Source organism: Rhodococcus sp. ZPP, from assembly GCF_017656075.1.
Classification (GTDB): domain Bacteria; phylum Actinomycetota; class Actinomycetes; order Mycobacteriales; family Mycobacteriaceae; genus Rhodococcus_F; species Rhodococcus_F oxybenzonivorans.
On record NZ_CP058638.1, the window covers coordinates 77,473 to 95,273 of the forward strand.

Here is a 17,801-nt window from a genome sequence, read left to right on the forward strand (position 1 = left end):
CCCATTGCCTCCGGCGGATTGGAAGAGCAGTGTGAAACACGGGGAATGACCGGCGACGCCGTGTCGGCGCCGCCCTGAGGAGAAAGGTGCCGATCGTGTTCGCACGCTCAACCACAATTCATTCGCACCCGTCGTACATCGACGCCGGGATCAAGCACATTCGGGACACCGTGATGCCCGCACTGGCGGACATCGAGGGCTGTCTCGGTATGTCCCTTCTCGTCGATCGTGATTCGGGCCGGTGCATCGCGACCAGCTCGTGGCGGGACGAGGAATCTCTACGCGCCAGCGAGGGACCGGTGCAGAATCTGCGTGACACCGCCGCCGAAATTTTCCACGGCACCACCGAGGTGTCGCGGTGGGATATCGCGGTCATGCATCGCGACCACCATTCGGAGCGCGGGGCCTGCTGCCGCGTCACGTGGATCAAGACCGAGCCCGCCCACATGGACCGCGGCGTCGACATGTGGAAAATGGCAGCACTACCCAAGATGGAGGAACTCGACGGCTTTTGCAGCGCCAGCCTGATGCTCGATCACGCCGCAGGTCGCGGGGTGTCGTCGCTGACATTCGACAGCGCCGAAGCGATGGAACGCAACAGGGAACGCGTCGACAGCATCCGCGACGAAACAGTCCGCGAGGCGAACGCCGAGGTGCTCGACACGTGCGAGTTCGAGCTCGCCATCGCCCACCTGCACGTCCCCGAGATGGCGTGACTTGCCGGATGGTCGAGAAGGCACACCGCTCGGTATGCAGCGGTGTGCCCGTCCATCTCTTCGCACCGCTTTCGCGCACCGCGGGCACTGCCGTCGGCTGAGTACGGGGGCAGAATCGGGAGGGTGGCAATCCATCGGCCCGCACTGCCTCTGCGCCCGGTAAAACCGATGTTGGCGACGCTCGGCCCTCCTCCGTGTGGGGACGACTGGGCGGTGGAGATGAAGTTCGACGGCGTCCGCGCCGTCGCGACGGTCACCGCAGACTCCGTGAATCTATTCAGCCGCAACTGTGCCGACATCACCGCCGAGTACTCGCAGATCGCCGTCGGACTCTCCGACATAGACGCCGGCCGTGGCGTGGCAATAGACGGCGAGATTGTCGCGGCCGCGACTGGCCTGGCATATTGCGTCTTCGACCTGATGGCGCACCGGGGGGCTCCGATCCTGCGATGGCCCTACCTCGAGCGCCGACAGCTCCTGGCCGACGCCGGTCTCGAAAGCGAGGTCGTGCATGTGGCCCCGTACTGGGTCGACGCTGGGGGCGAGGCAATGCTCGAGGTGGCCGACGAGCAGGGTTTCGACGGGATCGTCGCGAAAAGGGTGACCTCGCCGTATCTCCCTGGACGCCGCTCACCGGACTGGGTGAAGACCCCGCTCCTCAACAGCGCAGAGGTGATCGTCGGCGGGTGGGAGGCGACCGGCCGCGGTGGGCTGCGGTCGCTGATCGTCGGTGCCCACCGAGATGGGGTCGGCTTGGTGTTCGTCGGGGAGGTCGGCTCCGGCTTCAGTGAAGCCGACCGGCGGCGGACGCTTGCGCTGCTCCGACCATTCGAACGCCCCACCAGTCCGTTCGACAACCAGGTCCCCGATGAGCTTGCCCGTCACGCCCGCTGGGTCGAACCGATTCTCGTCGGCACCGTCGAGTACCGCGAGTTCACCCCGAACCGGCGGCTCCACCGCCCATCGTGGAAGGGTTTCCGAGCGGGCATAGACCCCAGTTGGGTGACTATCGAGAAATTGCCGTAGACCCGCGCCGCACGGCGTTCAGAGGGTCTCGAGCTCTGCGTCGCGGGCGACAACGGGTGTGGGTGCGGTGCGCCGATGCGCGAGGTACAGGGCCAGGCCGGTGAAAATCAATCCGCCGACCAGGTTGCCGAGCACGGTGGGGATTTCATTCCAGATCAGGTAGTCGAGGAGGGTGAAGTCGCCGCCGAGCAGCAGGCCCGAGGGAAACAGGAACATATTGACGACGGAATGTTCGAATGCCATTGCGAAGAACAGCATGACGGGCATCCACATTGCGATGACCTTGCCGGGGATGTCGGTGGCGATCATTGCCCCGGCAACCCCGTCGACACCATCCAGTTGCACAGGACTCCGCGTATGAACAGGGTCAGCATGCCCGAGGCACCGTACTCGGCGTAACCGAGTGTGCGCGATTCGCCGAGATGGCCGATGGCCTCGCCGATCTGGTTGGGCTCGGTTGCGAATCCATAGGTGAAGACGATCGCCATCATCACGGCGACCGTGAACGCGCCGAGGAAGTTGCCGAGGAACACCAGGCCCCAGTTCCGGAGCACCCCGACACCGGTTATCCCGGGCCGCTTGTCGAGCCAGGCCATCGGGGCGAGCACGAAGACACCGGTGAGGAGGTCGTAGCCGAGGAGGTACAGCATGCAGAAACCGACAGGGAAGAGCAGCGCACCGATGAGCGGCTGACCGGTCTGCACGCCGACCGTGACGGCGAAGACCGCACCGAGGGCGAGTATCGCGCCTCCCATATAGGCGCGAATCACGGTGTCGCGTGTGGACATCAACACCTTGGACGCACCAGCATCGATCATCGCCGTGACCAAGTCGGATGGCTTGACGTAGGACAACGTGGCTCTCCTTGTGGGACGGTGCCGAACCGGAGGCTTCGGCATTTCGAGCGACAGTAGAAACGACACGTTAACTATCTGAACCCGCCGATTGTCCGGCCGGTAACGAACCGCTCACGACCATCCCGCCACCTGCGTGATGAACAGGCAGTCCAACGCTAGTCGACGATGTCGACGGCGATCCTCGTCGGCCAGGCCGATACACACCGACGTGGCGACAACAGTGGTCACTGTGCGCGTGTCGTCCTCACGCTCTGGGTGCACCCGTCCCTAAGGGAGAGTGGGTCGCCGGAACACCCCGCCAGGTCGACGAGTGAGACGCCCGGTGACGGATCCGCTATCGATGACCGTCAATCGCTCCCGACGGGGGCTGCCAGCCACCCGGTCCATTCCGTGGGCGATTCCTTCGCCGAGTCGCTCGAGCGGCACGGATACTGACGAAGTGAAGCAGGACGAGGCGATCGCGACGAATCGGATACAGCGCGGTACTCCGGTGGGCTACAGGGGCAGGACACCGACCGAGACATTCTCGATCCGGCGGCGCGACCCGCCCTGCTATTCCACGGACATCCAGGGCGAATCACCGACCCGACGCTGCAACACGTCCAGGTTGATTGGGTGGGTCTCGAGGACGAGCCAGCGAGCTTCGCCGTCGGATTCTGCCCGACCACCGTCGACCGTGGATTGGCCGGTCCTACTGTGCCGGGGTTGGCACAGATCTCGGAGGACGAGTTCATGGTGCGGAAGCAACGGATCGAGAGCGGCCAGCGCCCTCTGCCGTGAACCGCTCCACACTGTCCGGTCATGGATCCGCTTACGGTACGGGTTGGGAACCCGACGCTCGGAGGATCCGCCCCGGTCATCGTTTCCGCTTGCGGTCTCATGCCAAGAATTGATTCAGGGACCGTCCGAGCCGCCGAAGACGAGTTCCGGTGTGCCGACGACAGGATCTCCTGGGTGTAGTTGCTGCTGGAGAACCGTGATCGCAGTCGCGTCGAGGGTGCCCTGGGAGGTCCTGAATACCCGGTCGAAAGCCTGCCTGTGTAGACCAGGCGATCCAGGGTACATGCGTTTTCACTTTCCACGGTTCGTTTGAACGTGGTCGTCTGATGAGCCAGCCCGCGTGTTGGCCGAATCCGTTGTTCGGTCCAAGCGGAGCGGAGAAGGCTCCGGATTCTCGGTCTGTCAGGTCGACCAGGGGTGGGGTGAAGGCCATCAGTACCGGCAGTGTATCGGTTCAGCGGTGATGTTCTCGTGAAGCCACTGCATCGACTCGTCCCACTGAGGGTCACCCCGGCCGGCGAGGGCGCGTGATTCGAGGTCGGTGACGACCGGGCCGTTCCAGGTGAACAGTGCCCGGCTCGGCGAGCCGACCGTGACGTCCCGTGTGCGCAACCGGTAGTAGTCGTGCACCGACACCGGCGCGGCGTGCGAGTGCGCGTCCACCGAGGCCCGAGTTCGGCGGAATCGACAATCCCTTCAGCCCGTTGGTGCGGGTTCCCATGATTTCGCTCAACCGCAGTATGTCGTCTTGGACCTCGCCGGCGAAGACGACGGGCACAGCGCCGTGTGCGGCGATGGTGCGCAACTCGCCGCGCAGGGCATCGACGTGGCCGCCGGCATCGAACGCGAACCGAGCGCGCGGCTTGCCGTCCTGACCCCCTCCTACCAATTCCCTCTAGGGGTCACTCTCCGCGACACCGGTTCCGGTGCGGGCGACGATCACCGAGTCGTCGCTGGTGACCCGGCACCACACCTTCACCCCTTGGTGCCCACCCGGGGTCGAATACCGCACGTTGCCCCAGCTGACGGTCTGGTCGAACCCGACGAGGCGCTCCTCGCCGAGTGCGAGCAGATGCGGATCCTCGGGCAGCACGTGCAGCCAGCCGAGTTCGGTGGCCAACCGCTCGGCCGGGGCCACCCCGACCGCGCGGTGCGAGCGGGCGGTGCGAGCGGGCGTTGACCTTCTCGCACCACCGCTCACATGCGTCGAGGAGCTCGGCGCAACTCGGGTATTCCTCGAGCAGGTTCGCCTTCGTCGGGACGAGATCGGCCTTCGCGATCTTGACCGTGTGCTCGGCGCCGCCCTTCCATTCCGGGTCGAACGGTTCACAGGTGTGCGCGACGCAGCCGTAATGTCTTCCTGCGGAGACGATGTCGGGGTGGCGGACGGGGATGCCGGCGATCCGGTCCATCGTGACGGTTCGGGGATTGTCGGTCAGCAGATACGTCGGTGCCCCACCGATGCGGCGCAGTGTGGTGTCCAGGCAGGCGATCAACGTCGGGAGCTGCTGGTCCCACGCCGGCACCACCACCGTCGAACCTCGACCACGACAACCATGCGCAGAACAGTTGGGTTCGCCGGCCACCCACCCGTGGGCCCTCGCCCCAATCGAACTCCCGGCCACATGCCCGGCTCCGGGATCCTCCCCCACTGCGTGGGAGGTGCCCCCAGGCCGATACTTTCGGCGGTGCCCGGCCCGGTCGGTCGCCTCGAGCTCGGCGACAACGCGGCGGGTGGTGCGGTCGGTGCCGTCGAAGCCCATCGCGGTGAGCCGCTCGTGCACCACGTCCGCCCTGATCCGGCCCTGTGAGGGCTCCACCAGCTCCTCGATCTTCCCGAGGTAGGGGTCCGATCGAGCGTGCGCGGCGCGCGCGGTCGGCCGGGTTGTGGCCGGTGTCGCGGAGCTCGACATACCGGGCCACCGTCTTCTCGTCACACCCGACCAGCTGCGCCGCTGAATGCGCACACTGGGTCAGGTCGTAGGCTTCCAAGATCTCCATCACTTCCCTGGCACACTTGGGTCTCGGAGTTCCTTCGGTCGGTTGGATTGCGCGGCAAACCAAGCCAACTCGCGCGAAGGAACCCCGCCCGGTATTGACGCCAGCGTGTCAATCAGCGGTTTCGTGGCCGCCGACCCGGATTTCTCGTGTCCACTGATCCGGAGAAACCGTGTCCGCCCAACCGGAGCGAACTGACTGCCTACAAGGATTCTGACGTGTCCGTTGGCAGACATGCATGGCCACCGACTACGACGCACCGCGATGTCACCGAATCCGACGGTCGACGGACGCTTCCCTCGACCAACTGACAGCCATCAGGAAAGAAGCCCAGTCACCCAGCGTGCCGCTAACTGCTGTCGCACGGCTAGATCACGGTCCGAGCGCGGCGTTATGCGAGGTGAGAATCGCACCCAACAGGTAGTGCCCGTCGGCGGAGTCGAGCGCGATCACGCCTCCGACGGCGCTGACGGCGGGGTGGATGTGTGCGGCAGGAGCATCGGCCAGCATCCAGGCGAGTGTTCTCGTCGTGCCGCGGCCGATACTGCACACCATCGACATCGGGGTTCGCGGCGAGGATCTCGGCCACCCACCGGCGGGTGTGCAGATACCCGGAAGGGTCACACTTGGACAACCAGGCACCGGCGTTGATCCGGGACGCCCCCGTCCCGCTCAGATCCACGACCTCCACCGTGCGGGTGGTCCGCAGTTCACTCAGGACCCGGCCGGCGATCTTCGCCCGCGGGATCAGGCGCGGTGACTGGTCGACCGGCAGGTTGCGGCAGAGCGTCTCGGCGACCGCCGGGCCCGGACTGTCACCGAGGTACAGGTACGCGTAGGAGCCGTCGAGACTGTCGAACCGGCCCCCGACCCGGGCACGAGGTCGGGCGGTGGGGTTCAACCCCGCAGCATCGCGGGTGGCGGTGTGGATGCGCCACAGCGAGGTATCGGCGGGAATCGTGGTGATCAGGGCAGCAGGCAACGGGGTGGGTGGATCCGGGTAGCTCACGCGGGTTCAGTCCTGCGTCACGTCGTCGGCCATGTCCCGCAGATCCTGATCGTGCCCGCCTGCGACGGCCAGGGCCGCCGGTGATCGCGGGTCGTCGGCGAAGTCGGTCGGGTTCAGCCACCAGGACGCCACCCCCCACGGGTCCTTCTTCGCACCGAGGGCCCGGTTGATCTCGGCGACGATCGGGCGGACCTGCCGGCGTTCGGGATCGAACTGGAAGGCGGGATACAGCTTGTGCCCCGATACCGGCAGCGCGATCACCGTGCCGGCCGCCGACAGGCGGCTGGCGGTGTTCCGGCTGGTTGCCGCCTTCCCCAGGACACGACTAACGGCGGTGGAGTCGAGCATCTCGTGCTGGTCGACGATCGAGTTCAGCACCGACGCGACGATCCGCGTGCGGGCCACGGCCGCGGCGGCCGGGTTCGCGACCGCACGCTCCTGCTGACGTGCCAGCGCAGGGCTCATCGACAGCAGCGCCGTCACATCGTCACGGACCGGACGCAGGGCCGGCCGGCGGGAGAACTCCTCGACCAGCAGCTCCACGAGGTCCGGGTCCGACAAGGCATGGATCGAGTCGCGGACCCGATCTCGGTCGACGAGCATGTGCATCACCTCCGTCTGGTGCCGTCAGTGTACCGCGTATCGTCCGTGTCACGATAACGGGTGCGGACGGACTCGACACGGGTGTTCTCTCGTCGATACTTCGCCCGCACCTCAACCGGATGAAAACATGCGCCCCACCCTGCCGTGCCGTCACGGATCGGCATTCGCACCGACGTCGCGGGAACCGTCTCAGCCCCAGGCAACGAAGCGCCCTTCGCTCGACAATCGAGCCAGCACCGGCCACCCTTCGGGCCTCGGCGAAGTCATAGCCAAGAGTCCGGCGGTCGATGCACGTACGCAGCGGACGGCGAGGTCGTGAAATTACTTCGCAAAAGATTTAGCACTCACACCGCACGAGTGCTAAATTCGTATGGGTCTACGTCACAAGCAGGAGACCCCGACTGAGTCGCAACCACCGACCACCGAAACGGCTTCGACCACACCGTTCCCGTTGTGCCCGAACAGTTGCGGAAGACGCATCCGTCTCGTTGAACCAATCTGCCCCCCGTCGACCCGACTCGCCCACCGTGAGAAGGAGGATCATGACCGCCGCCGTCCCCCGCATGTGTTCCTCCGTCGACGGCAACGAGAACCGGAAGCAGCATGGTTCGTGGTTGCCGACCGTGTCGATCACCCTGGGGGCGTTGTCCGTTGCGTCGTTCTGGGTGGTCGGACTCGGCTTCCTCTTCGGAGTAGCCGCGGTGGTCTGCGGCGCCGTCGCCACCTCGCGGTCCGCAGTGGTCGACGACGAGGCGGCATCGTTGCGGGCCCTACTGGGCGTCGTAGCCGGCGCCGCGGGGATCACCGTCTCCGCGATCGCCCTGCTCCCCATGCTGGCGCACCTATAGATTCCCCACCATGGCCGCCGGGTTATGCGATCGCCGTCCAGATCGGCCCAAATCACCCTCTGGCAGGTTCATTCGAGGCCTCGACCCGCATCATCAGTGACGCGTTGCGACAACGTCTTCGTCCAAAAATTCTTTCAATCCCCACTGAAGACATCGTTGTCGTCGCCGGCAACCATATGACCTGCCCCCGCGACATCGATCAGCGTGGCGGCCGGAATCAGCTCGAGCAGCTCCTTGGCGCCTTCTTCACTGACCACATTGGATTGCTTGCCACGGACGAGCATCGTCGGAACACTGATTGCCGCGGCGGCGTCCCGGGCGCGTGCGTACCGCGCGCTCGAGTCGGCTTGGCGAGTGGGTTCGTCACCCTGGCGTAGGAACGCCGGATCCCAGTGCCAGTACCAGCGGCCCTCACGCAGGCGAAGGTTCTTGCGCAACCCTTGCGGGTTGGGCTTGCGGACGCGGTTCGGGGTGTACGCCGCGATCGCCGCTGCAGCGTCGTCGAGGCTTTCGAAACCGTCGAGGCCGCTGCGCATGAAGTCCATGATTTCCGCGGTGCCGGCCGTTTCCACCTTCGGTGCGATATCGACCAAGACCAGACCGCGAGCGAGCTCCGGATTTTCCCCTTGCCCGATCAACGACGTCATCCCGCCCATCGAGGCACCGACGAGTACCGGCTTCTCCCCCACTTCGCCGATGACCGAGGTCAGGTCGGCGACCAACGCATCGATGCCGTAGTCCCCGTCCGGTGCCCATTGACTGTCTCCATGTCCCCGTGCGTCCAGAGCGATGGCCGACCAGCCGTCCGCCGCGAGGCTGCGCCCGGTGTTTCGCCAGGAATGCCGCGTCTGCCCGCCGCCGTGCAACAACAGGACCAAGCCCTTCTTGGCGACGCCAGATCCGCCGGTGCCCTGAGTCGGTGGATCCCACCGGTCGGCGGCAAGGGTGACACCGTCACCGCGGAATTCGGACTGTGTGATCACGGGATCCATAGAATTCCTCACTGTCATTAACAAGTTAACTATTTCACCATGGTGCACCATGGGGTGAACAGTGATTCACCCCGCATTCGTGGCGACAAGAGATTTCGCCGCGCCGCCCGGCCGGGACCGACGCAACCGCGGTGGCCGAGCATCGGGTGCCCGGCGTTCCAGCCGCTCGTCCGCGCGGATAATCACTTCCGCGAGCGGCGCACGACGTGGGGTCACCGGGCGGCCGTTATCGAGTATCGAGCAGTTCCTTGATGTGCGCGACGTGCTCGGAGTTCATCGGCGGCACCTCGGGCGTCTCTGCGCCGGGCCGCAATCCCGCGATCATCACGGCCAGGATTTTCCGCCACCCCACACCTCGACCATCGCGTCGTCTCCCCCGGCCTGCGCGCCGCGCGGCTGCGCCTGTGGAAGCTGTGACCAGCCCCTGGAACCGCTGATCGGACGGCCGCGCCCCTGGGGATGGTTGATCGCGCTCTCTGTCTCGGGGCCGGCGACAGCCCGGACCGCGGTGGTCGATCGGCGCGGTTAGTCAGGCGTTGTCTATGTCGTAGTCTTCCTCACGCGCGATGACGACCGTGACTTCCTCGAAGGTGATCGCGCCTCGGATCAGGTCGACGAGCAGATCCTTGTCCCGATCGCTCATTTGCCGGCCCTCGATGGCCATGATCGGTCCATCGCGGCCACAGCCGCGCGGGCCTCGTCCTCGGTCTTACGCGGGGATGTCACAACCACCAGCACAACACATCTCACCGACCGACAGGCGAGGCGACGGCGCGGCTCCCCTCGGGTGCGTCGGTGGCCGGTGGATAGCGTGTGAGCGTGGCCGAGGCGAGACGGGCGATCGAGGATGCGGCCGACGACGAACTTGACACAGCGATCGCAACGCTGCACAGCCGAGAACGCGAACTGCTCGTCGCCGCCGACAGTGAGGCAGCGTTCGAGCTGATGAGCGCGAAGTGCGTGCTGCTGTCGACGCTGAAGAATCGGCGGCGCTGCCGGACGGAGTCCCCGGCCATCCCCGACCTGGGACACTACCCAGATGTTTCCGAAACAGGTCGTGAACAGGAAGGATGACGTGTCCCTCGCCAGGGAGATCACGAGGCCCGATGCCGCAGGCCAGTCACACCGTACGGAGAACTTCGGCGAGGCGACGTATGACGACGGTCAGGGCCAACACCGCCTATTGAGCGTGCTCAACGCACTGGCCAGCGTCTTCCGGTTGTCCCGGCTGTATTCCCCAGCAACGATCAGGTCGTCTCCGAGCGATCCGTCCGAAACGGCCAGTACCTCGTTGAGGTCGAAACCGCACCGCCTCGACCTCCGTCTCGAGGTTCTTCATGGCCTACTTCCCGATCGAGCTGTTGGCGGTACATCCCGAACAGGATCGGTTAACGCATCACATCTACACGCAGGCTGACCTCGCCTCAGTTGATCCCGTGAGCCTGTCCTGGACAGCAGCTCACCGGATCAACTGGGTTCATCCCAGGCCGCGAGACTCCTATACCGTAGTGGCGTGGAGCTTTTCCGCCGGAGAGCGGCTGTAGAAGTCATCTGCAGCAGATGCCGGCATCTCGATACCATATCGGCTCTGCAGTTCATCGGTCATGGCCATGAGCTTGGCCATGTCGTATTGATTGATGTTGCGGTGCGTCTCGATAAGGTTGTCGTTCTTCAGCACTGGGTTGTAGTTCATAATTTCGTCCCGGAACTCCTGCCCTTCGCCTGTCATCAGCCGCTTGGCGTCCCATACTGCAAGCTGAATCAGGCGGTCCCAAGTCATGTATGTGAGGCCGGGGAAGTGAACGGCTCCGGCCGCGTACAGCCCTTCGGCCTTGCTTGCGATAGTGCCAAGGTGGAATTTGGGTGATCCCTCGTCCCAGTCGAGAAGCTTGGGGTCGAGCCACGGAATGTCGAAGTCGTACCCCGTTGCGCAGATGATGAGGTCGACCTCGGCAGTGGTTCCGTCGACGAACTGAACGGTCTTCTCGCTGATCGACTCGATGTCCTGATGCGCCTGGAGGTGTCCATGTGCAATCTGGTACAGCACTTGGTCATTCATGATGTAGTGCGTGGCGCCAACTTCGTGATCCGGCTTCTGCAGACCGAACGACGTAAGGTCTCCAACACTCTCGAGGGCCAGCTGCATGGCTTCGGCCTCAGTCAACTCGCTGAGTGGAGTGACTGCCTGGGGAACCTTGCCGGTACGGCTCAGTAGCTGCATGATCGGCTGGCCGAAAAGGAGTTTCGGGAAGAAGTGATATCCGCGGCGCACAGAGAGATGTGCCATCTTGCCCGCTATTGCGGCGTCGCATGCGATATCGACGCCACTATTGCCTGCGCCGATGACCAGGACCCGCTTGCCGACAACCTGCTCGATTCGCTTGTACTTGTTGCTGTGCAAGACCTCGCCCTCGAAATTCTCGAGACCGCTGATCGCGGGCAGGTAGGGGTGCGCTGGAGGCCGCAGGCCCACGACACCGCGGTACAAAACTTCGGCTCCGTCCGAAGTCTTGACGACCCATCGTTGCCCTTCGTCAGTCTCGACCGGGTAGGCCTCCGTTACGTCCTTTCCGGTGATTACGTACTGGTCGAGATCGTGGTCGCGCGCGAATGCGCGTATGAAGTCGCGGACTTCGTGCCATGGGGAAGACCGCGGGGCCTTCCGGCATGGGATAACCGACCATGGCGCTGCTGGCGCGGTCCGAGATGAAGTTGCATGACTCGTAAACCGGGCTGGTTGAGTTGTCGATGTTCCAAATTCCACCGACGGCGTCGTGTCGCTCGAGTATGTCGATGTCTATCCCGCCCCGCTTGAAAGCACGGGCGGCGATCAGACCATTTGGTCCGGCGCCAACGATTGCGAAGCGATTCTCTCGATTCTCCACTGGTTTTCCTCTGCTGCTCTCGCGTTTGATGCCATTGTTCGGGTCGTGGTCGGCGTGGTTCAGCCGAAGTCGTAGTAGTCGGTCAGGCGGGGGGTGGGTGTTCATCGGCCTCCTTGTTACTTGCCGTCGCCCTCGTATCAACCGACCGACTGTTTGAATAACTGTAGCGTCGATCACAGAGAATGGAAAGGCAGTTGCAGAGGTTCGGTGGACACACGAATGAGGCTGCTCCAACTGTGCGGACGTGCGCGGGTCCTAGGTGCTACAAGCGTATGCCCGGATTCCTGACCGGGATGAAGCATGTAGACCGGCCAGTATGGGTTGTGGCTGCGGCGTCAGAGCCCGGCAAACACCGCGATCTGCGCCAGGTCGCGGGCGGGAGTACGACGGTTCGAGGACACGTTCAGGCTTACTGACCAAGGGACACCGAAACTCGTGGCGACCGCACATGGAGGATCAGGTCCCCAAGGACACCTACCTCACATCGACGACGCGATGGTCGTTTACGACAGTCGCTCGATAACCATCGCCATCCCCTGCCCACCACCGACGCACATCGTTTCGAGTCCCAAGGTTCCGTCGCGTGCGGTCAGGTTGTTCAGTAGTGTCGCGGTGATCCGCAAGCCGGTCATCCCGAACGGATGACCCAGCGCGATGGCACCGCCTGCCACGTTGAGTTTGTCTTCGTCGATCTTCAGATCACGTGCGGACGCGATCACCTGGACGGCGAATGCCTCGTTGATCTCGACGAGGTCGATATCGTCGGTGGTCAGTCCTGCTGTTGCCAGGGCACGCCGCGATGATTCAACCGGTCCGAGTCCCATGATCTCGGGGGACAACCCGGATACACCGGTTGAGACGATCCGCGCGAGCGGCGTCAGTCCGAGTTCTTTCGCCTTCGTATCGGACATGATTACCGCTGCGGCAGCGCCGTCGTTCAGGGGGCAGGCGTTGCCGGCGGTAACGCTTCCGTCTGGTCGGAAGACGGGCTTCAGCCCACCAATTTTATCGTAGGTGGTCCCAGGCCGAGGGCTGTCGTCGGTGTCGACCACGGTGCCGTCGGGCAACGTCACCGGGGTGATTTCGCGGGCGAAATGACCTGTGGCGATGTGTTGCTCGGCGAGGTTCTGGCTTCGCACTGCCCAGCGGTCCTGTTCTTCACGCTTGATACCGGTGAACTGAGCCACGTTCTCCGCGGTTTGCCCCATCGACATGTAGACATCGGGTTGCATGCCCCAGGCGCGAGGATCGCTCCATGTCCGCCCTCCGGCCGCGAGCTCCTCGGTCCGCCGCTCAGCATCGGTGAAGAACGGATTATGCGTGTCCGGGAAGGAATCAGGGCTTCCCTGGGCTGCGCGGGAGACCTGTTCAACTCCTGCGGAGATGAATACATCCCCCTCGCCCGCCTTGATGGCGTGCAGCGCCATGCGCGTGGTCTGCACGGACGAGGCGCAGTACCGGTTGACCGTGGTTCCCGGTATCGCGTCATACCCCAACCGGACAGCGACGCTGCGAGCAATGTTGAAACCCTGCTCACCTCCGGGCCATCCGCATCCCAGCATGAGATCGTCGACGTCGCGGGGGTCGAGTTCCGGGATCTGCGCCAGCGCCGCACCCACCATCTGAGCGGCAAGGTCGTCGCCGCGGATGTCGACGAGCGACCCCTTTCCGGCGCGGCCGATCGGCGAACGGGCGATGGCGACGATGACTGCCTCAGGCACTATTTGTTCACCATTTCCGTTGAGTTGAAGGCGGCATTGAAGTCGGCGTTGAATCGCTGGATGGCGCTTTTGATGCCGTCCTCCTTGATCCAGGACTGATACTCGTGCACTTCGGGGGTCACATGCAGCAGAGCATCGGTCTCGGCGCCCATCCGCATGTAGCTGAGCAGACCGGACGTCTCGGCGGCGCGGTTCACCGCTTCCTTCTTGAGCTTGAGGAGCTCGAGCGGGGTGCGGGCAATAGAATGCGCGGTGCGACGTACGTGCTCGTCAAACTCGTCGGCGGGAACCGATTCTGCGGCCCACCCCCATTCGGCCGCTGTCTTGCCGCTGATCGTGCGTCCGGCGTCGAAGCTCATCAGCTTGGCGCGCTTGGGGCCGACGAGGTGTTCCCACAGCGGCGAGATGTAGCCGCCACCGAGCGGCAACGCCGGTGAGGCCATGATCTTGGTGTCGTCGGCGACGATCGTGATGTCGCAGAGGGATGCGAGCTGGGTTCCTCCCGCAGCGCAGACCCGTGCACGGCCGCGATGACGGGCTGAGGCTGGCGCCAGATCTGGGTGAATCGTTCGACGTTCGACAGCAGGCGATCGCGGTCCTGGATGGCGGTGCGCTCGGCGGCATAGCCGACCTCGGAGGAATCGGGGGCGATGTCATAACCCGAGCAGAAGGCACGTCCGGCTCCGCGAAGCACGATGACCCGTGTATCGCTCTGCGCGAGCTCTTTCAACGTGGATTCGAGCATCTCGAGGAGCAGGTCGTCCATGGCGTTGAGGCGCTTCGGACGGTTAAGTGTCAGCCAGACGACATGGCCGTCGTGCTCGACGAGAAGAGGTGCGTCGTTCATGTGCAGGATCCTTCGGAAATCGACTATCTGACGAATGCGAGCGGGCGAATAGGGGAACCTGTGCCGCCCTTGATGCGGAGCGCCGAGGCAACGAAGAAGAAGTCGTCGACTTGGTCGGCGGCCAGAGCTTCGAGCGACAGTGACTCCATGATCGGGATGCCGCAGTCGACGAGCATGTGCACGTGGACGTTGAGCGCCGGTGTGGTGAAGCTAGGCTTGTGTTCGAAGTTGACGGTGTCACTGCCCACCGCGCGCACGCCACGTTCGGATAACCAACGGGCACCGGAGAGCGAGACGCCTGGCAGTCCGGTGCCGATCCCTAAGTACTTGTCGCTGTCGGACCAGTACTTCATCCACCCGGTGCGGAAGACGACGATCGATCCGGGTTCCGGCTGTCGGCGGTCAGCGAACCAGCCCTCGAGCTCTTCTGCGCCGAATCCGTCCGCCGGTGTCAGCGCTCGACCGAACAGACGTTCCCCGTCGACAAGGTGGCCCGGTCCGATCAGCGGCGGAAGCTCCTCCACCGATCCGACGGAAACCCCGTCGTAGGATCGTTGCTTGTCGTCGACTTCCCGTCCGCCGAAGATGCATCCGTCCAACGAGATATGTCCTGGCGCGTCCACGTGGGTGCCGACGTGCGCGCCCATCGTGAGCATCTCCATCGCGGACGAGATGCCGCCCGGGTAGGGATGCTCGCCGTGTTTCTTGACCAGCGCGTACGAGAACGGCGGATGCGCGGCGTGATGGGTCATGCCGGTCTCGAGCAGAACGGCGAGGTCGTATGCGCGGGTGCTGCCCTGGGGCCAGTCGACCGTGCCGTCCCAGGTGCTGCCGCCCCAGTTCTGGGCAGGTGGTGTCGCCACTGCGACATCTTCTTTTTGCGTCATCGGACGGCCTCCAGGATCTTCTCGATTGTGTCGGGTATCTCGCCGGCCGCTGCCGGCTCGGCTATGGCGAACGACACCGGGCACGAGCGGTACGCCGCTTCCAGTGCGGATACCACCTCGGCCCGATCTCGTTGTGCGAGCGCGCGTACCGGTCCGCCGAGCCTGGCGGGGAACGCAAAGCCTTCGGTGAGTGCGACATCGATGTCGGAGGCGCGCTGGGCAACGCCGGCTTCGACCAGTCCGGCGGCCGCGCACACCATCGACGCCAGCACGCGGTCGCGGATCTCGTCGCCGGTCACGGGCCGGGCGGTGACACCTGCGTCGGCGCGCGCCTTCTCGGTAATCGCGTCCACTCGGGGATCGACGACACCGCGTTTGGCGCCGTCGGGATAGTCGTACCACCCGGCACCGGCCTTCTTGCCCAATCTGCCAGCTTCGCAGAGTCGGTCCGCGATGTCGACGTACCGCTGCCGCGGGTCGCGGGTGTCGGCCAGTCGTTTGCGCCGCGCCCACGCGATATCGAGACCGGACATGTCGGCTACCGCGAAGGGGCCGATCGCGAAACCCAATTCGATCAGCGCCGCGTCGACCTCGGCGGGTGATGCGCCGTCCTCGACGAGGAACTCGGCCTGCATGCGGTAGTCCGCATATACGCGATTGGCGACGAAGCCGTCGCCGATGCCAGCAGGTATCGGGGTCTTACCCAATCGTGTAACGACGGCCGACAACACCGCGAGCGTGCGCTCGTCGGTCGTCGATGTGCGAATGATCTCCACGAGGGGGTTGCGGTCCGGCGGGTTGAAGAAGTGCAAACCGCCAAACCGCCCGGGCACGGTGAGAACCGATGCCATCTCGTTCAGGTCGAGATATGACGTGTTACTGACGATTACAGCGGTGTCGTCCAGGTGTGGTTCGACCTCACGCAACAGCGACTTCTTGACGTCCATGTCCTCGAACACTGCGTCGACGATCAGATCGGCGCGGCCCAGATCCGCGATCGAGTCGGTGGGGGTGATCCCGCTGCGATCCGCCACTCGATCAAGTGCGGCCCGATTGCTGTCGAATACGATCACCTCGTACCCGCGGGCGGCGAAAGCCCCGGCGAGCGCGGCGCCCATGGTGCCGGCGCCCGCGACCCCGATCGCCGAGATCTGGGGTGCCGGAGTGCGGGAGCGTACCGCTTTGGCGGCTCGACGCTTCGCGAAGAACAGGTACCTCAGATTCGCTGCCTCATCCGTGACACGCAACTCGTCGAAAAGGGCACGCTCGCGTCGCAGGGCCTCCCTGCCCTCGAGGGACGCTCCGGTGCAAACAATGTCGACGGCCGCGAGCACGTTCGGACGCGCCCGCTTGCTCACCGCAGCACGAGCGGCCTCGACTGCGGTCTCGTCGGACACGGGCGCCGGTCTGTCGACAAGCCGGTTCTTGGCTCCCAGAGTGGCCGCACGTTCCACGGCCCGAGCGAGCAGTACGTCAGCAGGAACAACCTCGTCGAGAAGTCCCAACGAGAGCGCCTCGTCGGCCTTGACGCGTCGCGCCGACCCCACCAGATCGATCGCAGACGGCACTCCCACAAGCCGCGCTGTGCGCACGGTGCCGCCCGCACCGGGCAGGATGCCGAGCGTGACCTCAGGAAAGCCGACGATCGTCGTCGGATCGCCGATCCTGAGGTCACAGCCCAGCGCGAGTTCCAGCCCACCACCGAGCGCGAGACCGGTGAGCGCGGCGACGACGGGGACGCCGAGGTTTTCGATCCGGGCGATCACGTCGGGAAGTTGCGGGGCCTGCATCGGCCGGTCGAACTCGGAGATATCAGAGCCGGCGTAAAAGTGTGTGCCCGCCGACGCGAGGACCACACCAACCAGTCCACTTTGAGCAGCCACCTTATCGAGCGCCTCGGCCAGAGCAGTACGCATCGCGGTGTCGCCCATGTTCACGGGCGGATTGTCGATCGTGAGCACGGCGACACCGTTGGTTTCTTCGATCTCGACGATCACGACGCGCGCCCATCGATCAATTCGAGACCCGTGCGCTCTGACAGTGACTCGAGATCGCTTCCGTCGAAAATTTCCAGCACGCGTGCCCCGTCCGGGCCCGTCTCGAACAAGGCGATGTCGGTGTAGACGCGTTCGACACAGCCGGGTCCGGTGAGCGGATACGTGCAGTTCTGCACGAGTTTGCACTCCTGCTCGGGAGAACAGGTCCATGATGACGAACACGCGGCGCGCCGGCGAGGTCCATCGCGCCGCCGACCCCGGGGATGACGGCGGGGTTGTCGGTGCGCCAGTTCGCGAGGTCGCCGCGGGTCGAGACCTGGTAGGCGCCCATCACGCACACGTCGAGGTGTCCGCCGCGCATCATCCCGAAGGAGTCGGCATGGTGGAAGTACGAGGCGCCGACGCTTTCGGTGACGTAGATCTTGCCGGCGTTGATGAGATCCAGATCCTCGCTGCCTTCTTCAGCTGCGGGGCCCATGCCGAGCATCCCGTTTTCGGTATGAAGAATGACTTCACGTCCATCGGGAATGAAATCGGCTACCAGAGTCGGGATTCCGATTCCGAGGTTCACGTAGGAACCGTCGGGGATGTCCTGCGCGACGCGGCACGCGATGTCCTTGCGAGACAGAACCATG

General features: G+C 64.6%; 17 protein-coding genes and 4 pseudogenes. 6 read left to right on the forward strand and 15 right to left on the reverse strand.

Annotated features, from left to right (window positions below):
• Positions 1-86: 86 nt before the first annotated feature.
• Both HYG77_RS00415 and HYG77_RS00420 read left to right on the forward strand, forming a co-directional pair.
• The gene (locus tag HYG77_RS00415) at positions 87-716 is read left to right on the forward strand and encodes an antibiotic biosynthesis monooxygenase (protein WP_109329993.1); all 630 of its coding nucleotides are present in this window, start codon (positions 87-89) and stop codon (positions 714-716) included.
• Positions 717-839: 123 nt separating this feature from the next.
• The gene (locus HYG77_RS00420; protein ID WP_208961560.1) at positions 840-1,742 is read left to right on the forward strand and encodes a DNA ligase; all 903 of its coding nucleotides are present in this window, start codon (positions 840-842) and stop codon (positions 1,740-1,742) included.
• Positions 1,743-1,760: 18 nt separating this feature from the next.
• Here the strand turns inward: HYG77_RS00420 and HYG77_RS00425 are convergent.
• A pseudogene (locus tag HYG77_RS00425) lies at positions 1,761-2,641 on the reverse strand (formate/nitrite transporter family protein).
• Positions 2,642-3,214: 573 nt separating this feature from the next.
• On the opposite strand from HYG77_RS00425, the gene HYG77_RS39325 reads away from it, so the two are divergent.
• Positions 3,215-3,379 carry a hypothetical protein gene (locus tag HYG77_RS39325; RefSeq protein ID WP_244373371.1) on the forward strand — a complete coding sequence of 55 codons (165 nt, stop codon included), beginning with the start codon at positions 3,215-3,217 and terminating at the stop codon, positions 3,377-3,379.
• A 432-nt stretch (positions 3,380-3,811) separates the two neighbouring features.
• Here HYG77_RS39325 and HYG77_RS00435 read toward each other — a convergent pair whose 3' ends face one another.
• The 5 genes and pseudogenes from HYG77_RS00435 to HYG77_RS00450 all read right to left on the reverse strand — a co-directional run bounded on the left by HYG77_RS00435 (position 3,812) and on the right by HYG77_RS00450 (position 6,989).
• The gene (locus HYG77_RS00435) at positions 3,812-4,042 is read right to left on the reverse strand and encodes a hypothetical protein (protein ID WP_208961561.1); all 231 of its coding nucleotides are present in this window, start codon (positions 4,040-4,042) and stop codon (positions 3,812-3,814) included.
• Positions 4,026-4,196 (reverse strand): annotated as a pseudogene (locus HYG77_RS39330) (helix-turn-helix transcriptional regulator); the annotation flags it as partial. The pseudogene HYG77_RS39330 and the gene HYG77_RS00435, both read right to left, overlap by 17 nt.
• A gap of 85 nt (positions 4,197-4,281) precedes the next feature.
• Positions 4,282-5,292, reverse strand: a complete 1,011-nt coding sequence (locus HYG77_RS00440; RefSeq protein ID WP_208961562.1) for a hypothetical protein — start codon at positions 5,290-5,292, stop codon at positions 4,282-4,284.
• Positions 5,293-5,768: 476 nt separating this feature from the next.
• Positions 5,769-6,386, reverse strand: a complete 618-nt coding sequence (locus HYG77_RS00445) for an RES family NAD+ phosphorylase (RefSeq protein ID WP_244373373.1) — start codon at positions 6,384-6,386, stop codon at positions 5,769-5,771.
• 6 nt (positions 6,387-6,392) lie between these two features.
• Positions 6,393-6,989, reverse strand: coding sequence for a hypothetical protein (locus HYG77_RS00450; RefSeq protein ID WP_208961563.1), 597 nt, complete (start codon positions 6,987-6,989; stop codon positions 6,393-6,395).
• A 542-nt stretch (positions 6,990-7,531) separates the two neighbouring features.
• On the opposite strand from HYG77_RS00450, the gene HYG77_RS00455 reads away from it, so the two are divergent.
• Positions 7,532-7,837, forward strand: coding sequence for a hypothetical protein (locus tag HYG77_RS00455; protein WP_244373375.1), 306 nt, complete (start codon positions 7,532-7,534; stop codon positions 7,835-7,837).
• A gap of 93 nt (positions 7,838-7,930) precedes the next feature.
• Here HYG77_RS00455 and HYG77_RS00460 read toward each other — a convergent pair.
• The 3 genes and pseudogenes from HYG77_RS00460 to HYG77_RS40580 all read right to left on the reverse strand — a co-directional run bounded on the left by HYG77_RS00460 (position 7,931) and on the right by HYG77_RS40580 (position 9,493).
• Positions 7,931-8,829, reverse strand: a pseudogene (locus HYG77_RS00460) (alpha/beta hydrolase).
• 226 nt (positions 8,830-9,055) lie between these two features.
• Positions 9,056-9,181, reverse strand: coding sequence for a hypothetical protein (locus HYG77_RS40575; RefSeq protein ID WP_280123288.1), 126 nt, complete (start codon positions 9,179-9,181; stop codon positions 9,056-9,058).
• 177 nt (positions 9,182-9,358) lie between these two features.
• The gene (locus tag HYG77_RS40580) at positions 9,359-9,493 is read right to left on the reverse strand and encodes a hypothetical protein (RefSeq protein WP_257792480.1); all 135 of its coding nucleotides are present in this window, start codon (positions 9,491-9,493) and stop codon (positions 9,359-9,361) included.
• A 155-nt stretch (positions 9,494-9,648) separates the two neighbouring features.
• On the opposite strand from HYG77_RS40580, the gene HYG77_RS00465 reads away from it, so the two are divergent.
• Positions 9,649-9,903: a hypothetical protein gene (locus HYG77_RS00465; protein WP_208963595.1), complete on the forward strand. Its 255-nt coding sequence runs from the start codon at positions 9,649-9,651 to the stop codon at positions 9,901-9,903.
• A 424-nt stretch (positions 9,904-10,327) separates the two neighbouring features.
• On the opposite strand, the gene HYG77_RS00470 is transcribed toward HYG77_RS00465, so the two are convergent.
• Entirely contained in the window at positions 10,328-11,593 is a 1,266-nt protein-coding gene (locus HYG77_RS00470) for an NAD(P)/FAD-dependent oxidoreductase (protein WP_208961564.1), read from the reverse strand.
• Positions 11,594-11,603: 10 nt separating this feature from the next.
• Here HYG77_RS00470 and HYG77_RS00475 point away from each other — a divergent pair, with 10 nt between their 5' ends.
• Positions 11,604-11,789 carry a hypothetical protein gene (locus HYG77_RS00475; protein ID WP_208963596.1) on the forward strand — a complete coding sequence of 62 codons (186 nt, stop codon included), beginning with the start codon at positions 11,604-11,606 and terminating at the stop codon, positions 11,787-11,789.
• Between the two features lie 428 nt (positions 11,790-12,217).
• On the opposite strand, the gene HYG77_RS00480 is transcribed toward HYG77_RS00475, so the two are convergent.
• From HYG77_RS00480 to HYG77_RS00505, 5 genes and pseudogenes are all read right to left on the reverse strand, one after another.
• A complete protein-coding gene (locus tag HYG77_RS00480) occupies positions 12,218-13,435 on the reverse strand; it encodes an acetyl-CoA C-acetyltransferase (protein ID WP_208961565.1) in 1,218 nt (405 codons plus the stop codon).
• Positions 13,435-14,001: an enoyl-CoA hydratase-related protein gene (locus tag HYG77_RS00485; protein WP_348273593.1), complete on the reverse strand. Its 567-nt coding sequence runs from the start codon at positions 13,999-14,001 to the stop codon at positions 13,435-13,437. Before HYG77_RS00485 ends, HYG77_RS00480 begins: the two co-directional genes overlap by 1 nt.
• A 304-nt stretch (positions 14,002-14,305) precedes the next feature.
• A complete protein-coding gene (locus HYG77_RS00495; RefSeq protein ID WP_109329978.1) occupies positions 14,306-15,169 on the reverse strand; it encodes a cyclase family protein in 864 nt (287 codons plus the stop codon).
• On the reverse strand, positions 15,166-17,166 hold the full coding sequence (locus tag HYG77_RS00500) for a 3-hydroxyacyl-CoA dehydrogenase NAD-binding domain-containing protein (protein ID WP_208961568.1): 2,001 nt from the start codon (positions 17,164-17,166) through the stop codon (positions 15,166-15,168). The genes HYG77_RS00495 and HYG77_RS00500 overlap by 4 nt, the downstream gene beginning before the upstream one ends.
• Positions 17,163-17,800, reverse strand: a pseudogene (locus HYG77_RS00505) (3-oxoacid CoA-transferase subunit B). Before HYG77_RS00505 ends, HYG77_RS00500 begins: the two are co-directional and overlap by 4 nt.
• Position 17,801 lies beyond the last annotated feature (1 nt).

What these genes read in the sequence shown, in the direction of transcription:
- HYG77_RS00450 (WP_208961563.1), bottom strand. Translation starts at nt 6,989, where the DNA reads ATGCTCGTCGACCGAGATCGGGTCCGCGACTCGATCCATGCCTTGTCG.
- HYG77_RS00455 (WP_244373375.1), top strand. Translation starts at nt 7,532, where the DNA reads ATGACCGCCGCCGTCCCCCGCATGTGTTCCTCCGTCGACGGCAACGAG.
- HYG77_RS00495 (WP_109329978.1), bottom strand. Translation starts at nt 15,169, where the DNA reads ATGACGCAAAAAGAAGATGTCGCAGTGGCGACACCACCTGCCCAGAAC.
- HYG77_RS40580 (WP_257792480.1), bottom strand. Translation starts at nt 9,493, where the DNA reads ATGGCCATCGAGGGCCGGCAAATGAGCGATCGGGACAAGGATCTGCTC.
- HYG77_RS00440 (WP_208961562.1), bottom strand. Translation starts at nt 5,292, where the DNA reads ATGTCGAGCTCCGCGACACCGGCCACAACCCGGCCGACCGCGCGCGCC.